Annotated in this window: 6 protein-coding genes; 4 read left to right on the top strand and 2 right to left on the bottom strand. The window is 67.8% G+C overall.

All coding sequences use genetic code 11. The annotated features are described in order from the left end of the window. Positions 1-515, top strand: a 515-nt coding sequence (locus LLG88_15410; protein ID MCE5248295.1) for a hypothetical protein, incomplete at its 5' end; no start/stop codon positions are given. Between the two features lie 55 nt (positions 516-570). Here LLG88_15410 and LLG88_15405 read toward each other — a convergent pair. After that, the gene (locus tag LLG88_15405; protein ID MCE5248294.1) at positions 571-870 is read right to left on the bottom strand and encodes a GYD domain-containing protein; all 300 of its coding nucleotides are present in this window, start codon (positions 868-870) and stop codon (positions 571-573) included. A 167-nt stretch (positions 871-1,037) separates the two neighbouring features. Here LLG88_15405 and LLG88_15400 point away from each other — a divergent pair, with 167 nt between their 5' ends. The 3 genes from LLG88_15400 (at position 1,038) to LLG88_15390 (ending at position 3,539) form a co-directional block, all read left to right on the top strand. Further along, positions 1,038-1,394 (top strand): DUF4234 domain-containing protein, encoded by a 357-nt coding sequence (locus LLG88_15400; GenBank protein ID MCE5248293.1) that lies wholly within the window; start codon positions 1,038-1,040, stop codon positions 1,392-1,394. 92 nt (positions 1,395-1,486) lie between these two features. Further along, on the top strand, positions 1,487-1,960 hold the full coding sequence (locus LLG88_15395) for a DUF2752 domain-containing protein (GenBank protein MCE5248292.1): 474 nt from the start codon (positions 1,487-1,489) through the stop codon (positions 1,958-1,960). 1,072 nt (positions 1,961-3,032) lie between these two features. Beyond that, on the top strand, positions 3,033-3,539 hold the full coding sequence (locus LLG88_15390) for a hypothetical protein (protein ID MCE5248291.1): 507 nt from the start codon (positions 3,033-3,035) through the stop codon (positions 3,537-3,539). A 326-nt stretch (positions 3,540-3,865) separates the two neighbouring features. Here LLG88_15390 and LLG88_15385 read toward each other — a convergent pair. Continuing rightward, positions 3,866-4,273, bottom strand: a 408-nt coding sequence (locus LLG88_15385) for a hypothetical protein (GenBank protein ID MCE5248290.1), incomplete at its 5' end; no start/stop codon positions are given.

The raw sequence follows: 4,273 nt of genomic DNA, 5'->3' as shown, positions 1-4,273 counted from the left end.
CGGTCTGCGCCCTGTTCCGGAACATGAAGGACGACCGCAAGCCGGCGCTCGCGGCCGCGGCGGGCCTCGCGGCGGACCGCGGCGAGAACGCCGAAGCGCGGCGGCTCTACGCGGCGGCGTTGGCGGCGGACATTCCGGCGGACGGAGCGGCGACCGCGAACGAACGCCGCGCGGCGAAGCGGCTGTGGTCCGATCTCGACGTGCGCGCGCGGATCGAGCTGCTCAGCATTGATTTGGACGAAGGCCGGTTGCGCGAGGCGGAGGCCCAACTCGCCGGGCTTCCGGCGAAGGAGCGGGCCGACGGCGAGGCGCGGCTCCGGCTGCTTCAAGGCCGGCCCGACCTCGCCTACAAGGCGCTCGCCTATCGGAGCCCGCTCATCGGCGCGACGCGGGACGACGCGCTGACGGCCGCGCTGCTCGCCGTCGCGGCCAAGCAGACCGACCACCTCGACGACTACGAACGCGCGCGGCGGATCGCCGTGCGCGGCGGCGCGGACCTCTCGCCGCTGCAGTAGCAGATGTCGGCGGCGCGCCCTCGCCCCGCGGCGGGGGCGCGCCCGGCCGCGGCGGTCAGACGATCTTCTCGAGCAGGCGCATGTACTGCTCGTAGGGCAGCGCCTGCCAGCTCTCCGCGGTCACCGCCCCTTCGCTGCGGGAAATGAGCGAGACCTTGTGCGCCGTCTCGATGTCCGGGGCGTCGTAGATGTCGCAGAAGTCGTACGGCCCGAGGATCGCGTAGTGGGCGAGCCACTTGACCTCCGGGCAGTACTCCTTGACCCTGCGCATCCACTCCCGGCTCGTCGTGCGCCGCACGTTCACGTCCTGCATGCTCTCCGGGGCCAAGCGCGTCATCAGCATGAAGGTCGGCATCGTCCCTCCTTCGGCGTCCCCGCCGTCCGTCGCCAAAGAGGTACCGCCAAGAGGGGACGGCGGCGCGCGACGGCGGCTCTGCGGTACAGTGTCCGCAGTTTGTGGGACGTGCGGCGCGAGGGGCGCGCCGGCGCCGCCCACGCTCCCCGACGATGGAGACGTTCGCGATGGAAACCCGACCCGTTCCCGAGTTTCGGATGCACCCGGTCGTCGTCCTGCTTCTCTCGTTCCTCACCTGCGGGCTGTTCCTGATCTACTGGAACTACAAGGCCGCGGAGGTGCTCAACGCGGTCGCCGGACGCGAGTTGCTGGCCCCCGTGCTCGCCGCCGTTTCCGGCTGCTGCCTGCCGCTGAACCTGTTCTTCTACTACCAGTGCGGCAAGGGGCTCGAGGCGCTCGGCGAACGGACGAGCCGTCCCGAGCTGAAGAACCTCTCCGTGCTGCTGCTGGTCCTCGGCTTCTTCGTGCCGATGGTCGCGGCGATGATCGTGCAGCAGCACATCAACGAGCTGTACGAGGCCTGACGGGCCTCGTCGCCGCCTGGGGGTCGGGGCCGGCCGTCCGCGTCCGGTCCCCGCGTCCCGGCGGCGCGCGCGGGAGTTGTTCGGCGGGCGCCATGGAATCGGTCGATCCCAAGGTCTCGTTCCGGCGGGCGCGGCTCGCGGCCGCGGCGACGGCGTTGATCGTCCTCGCCGCGGCGTGGCTCTACGCGCCGCACGTGCACGACGGCCCGGTGATCTGTCCCTTCCGGCTGATCACCGGACTCCCTTGTCCCGGATGCGGCCTGACCCGCTCGTTCTGCGCGATGGCCGTCGGCGACTGGCGGGACGCCTTCGCCGACAACGTCTTCGGCCCGCCGCTCTTCGCGCTGACGCTGGCGACGCCGCTTCTCGCGCTGACGGAACTGTGGCTCGGGCGCGCGCTCGCGTGGCGGCGGCTGATGTACGACCAGCGCGTCGCCGCCGTCCTCTGCTGGGCGGTCGGCGGCGTGCACGCCGCGCGGCTGCTCTGGTGGGGAATCGACGGAACGCTCTGGTCCGACTACTTCAGCCGCTCCTGGATCGTCTGGGTCTGGCGGCGGTTCGTCTAGCCCGCTCTATGCACGAAGAGTTGCGCAGTCGCCGCGGTCGCGCGGCTTGAGCCGTACGACGGGCGTCGCGAGCGCGTGGCGTCGGCGATTCGGCGCCGGCTGCGGACTCCACGTGCCGGAATACGCCGAAAGAAGTTAAGACGGGCCTAAAGAACGGCGAACCCGAATAGGAGGACCGCAGATGAGGCTCGCACGCGCGGTTCCGATTGCGGCGTTTCTAGCGCACAGTGTTGTCGTCATTATCATCTTTGGGGCAGCGCTCTGGAATCCTCCGAAGAGTGGCCTTTTGCCGATAATCGCGTACGCAATGGACTGGCCCTTATCGGCATGGTGCATAGAGCCACTGATTCGCGTGGTTCTCGGTGACTCCACAAGCATAAACCTGATGTTCGTGGCCTCAGGAACAGCGTATCTCCTCGTAGGTTCGTCTTGGTACTTGGTTCTCGCGTATGCCGGCTGCGTCTTGATACGGAGGATGAGCGCTGTCGTGCGCGGACGCAGCGCAAAGTGACGCTACGACGCGGCGGGGACGCGCTGGCTCCGTCTCGACAAGAGCGGGCTGCCGCGGCCGACGCTGCGCGACGGCGCGGGGCAGGCGCTGGCCGAGGACTCGGTGAGCCTCGCCTCCGGCGGCGGCGGGACGATCGCGGCGGCGAAGGAGTTCGTGCCCGGCTTCGGGTTTCTCCGGCGGGCAAGACCATGACCCGATTTCGAACGGGAATTTCACGATCCGAACGGACATTCGCGACTCGAATGGACCTACCGCGCTGAATCCCCAGTCCACGCTCGGTAACCCGCCAGTGTTCTATGGTATTCAAGAGATGCACAACATCACGGATGCGAATGGGGTGAGGTGGAATGTTGTCGGGGCCTACGAAAACATCCGCGCGTACCTGAACCCGACGAATCTCGACACTCAGACGCGCGGGGCATATTTCCACGGGCAGTCGAACGGCCGTGGCTGGACACATGGCTGCCTCTGTTACGGGCAGGACGCGCGGTTCATCAGTTACTTGTGGAACTTGCCTCCCCAGCCTGTACCCGTTGCTGTCAACGGGCCTGTGGTGGTCCCATGATCAGGGGCGTTCTGCGTTTCCTGTTCGCCTGCTTCGCTCTCGTTGCCTGTGCCGGGAGCCTGACGCCGTTGGACATCGAGGGCGCGTGGATATCGACGGACATCCCGTGGACCAACGCACCTGAGTCGGTTGAAAGAGGTCTTCGCACCGGTGAAGCAGCTGTACTCTACTTCGGTCCCGGCCGCTCATTCACCCTGATCTACTGTGTCATCTATCATTCAGGAAAACGCTACGCGATAAGCGCCGGAGACGGACAAGTCGTCTATACCGGCTCCTGGAGGCCATGTGCGGCCGATGGCACGATTGAGGTCGAGTTTCGGTTGGTATCCCGAACCGTGACCATCATTGGAGAGCGTCTGCCGGGTAAGCTCGAGCGCGGCATCATTAGGACCACGCCGCAGCGGTTCGAGTTCAGGTCGCGCGGATTTGTCAGATTCAGGTCACTGGACAATGACGCGCAGAGGGTCTATTTCGCAAGCCGGCCGCGCAATGCGGTGGAGTGATCGTGCAGGGGGCCCGGAGATCACCCGCCGGGCTTCTCATTCCCTTCGCAACACCGTTCTGGGTTAGTTCTGCAGGGCGGCCCCCGCCTGCTGCGACGCTCCACGTTTCGGCGGCGTGGGCGTTCGGCCATCTCGCGGTCGTGGCGCTGCGGCTCGCGCTGTCTCGATCGAAATGGCGAGCCCGAGCTGGTTCCATCGCGCGGTGGTACGCAATAGGGTGCGCCGGGCGGGCGCTGTTCGCGCTCCTTGCGCCGACAGTGCCCGTTTCGCAAATGCCGTGAGCGATCAAGCTCGGCGCGGAGGACTGCGGCGGAGCCGTGCGTCCTCTACTTCTTCTCGAACGACGGGCCGCGGATGATCCGCCACCAAGCGACCGCGCGCTGCGCCCGCTCGCGCCGCTCCAGCCGGTCGCGCTCCGCCTGATCGATGTTCCACGCGGCGCCGTCCGGCGTCTCGGCCCGCGGCGTCCCGGCGAACTCGAAGATGCCGTCCGGCGTCGCCGCGCGGTTGCGGCCGATCGCGATCGACGGCGCGGCGGGATCGAAGATGTCGTGCCCGACGGCGGCGTAGGCGAAGTCCTTCGGCGCCGCCAGCTCGACGAGCGTGGGGATGATGTCGATGTGGCTTCCCGCGGCGCGCGGCGGCAGCTTCTTCCCCTCGAGCGCCTGCGGCCCGTAGAGGATCAGCGGCACCGACGACTTCTCCTCCAGCGTCGGCCGGCCGTTCGGGAAGCG

The organism is bacterium (genome assembly GCA_021372775.1).
GTDB lineage: Bacteria > Acidobacteriota > Polarisedimenticolia > J045 > J045 > JAJFTU01.
Note: the sequence above shows the minus strand (reverse complement) of the source record. Positions and strands in the feature narration are given on the sequence as shown.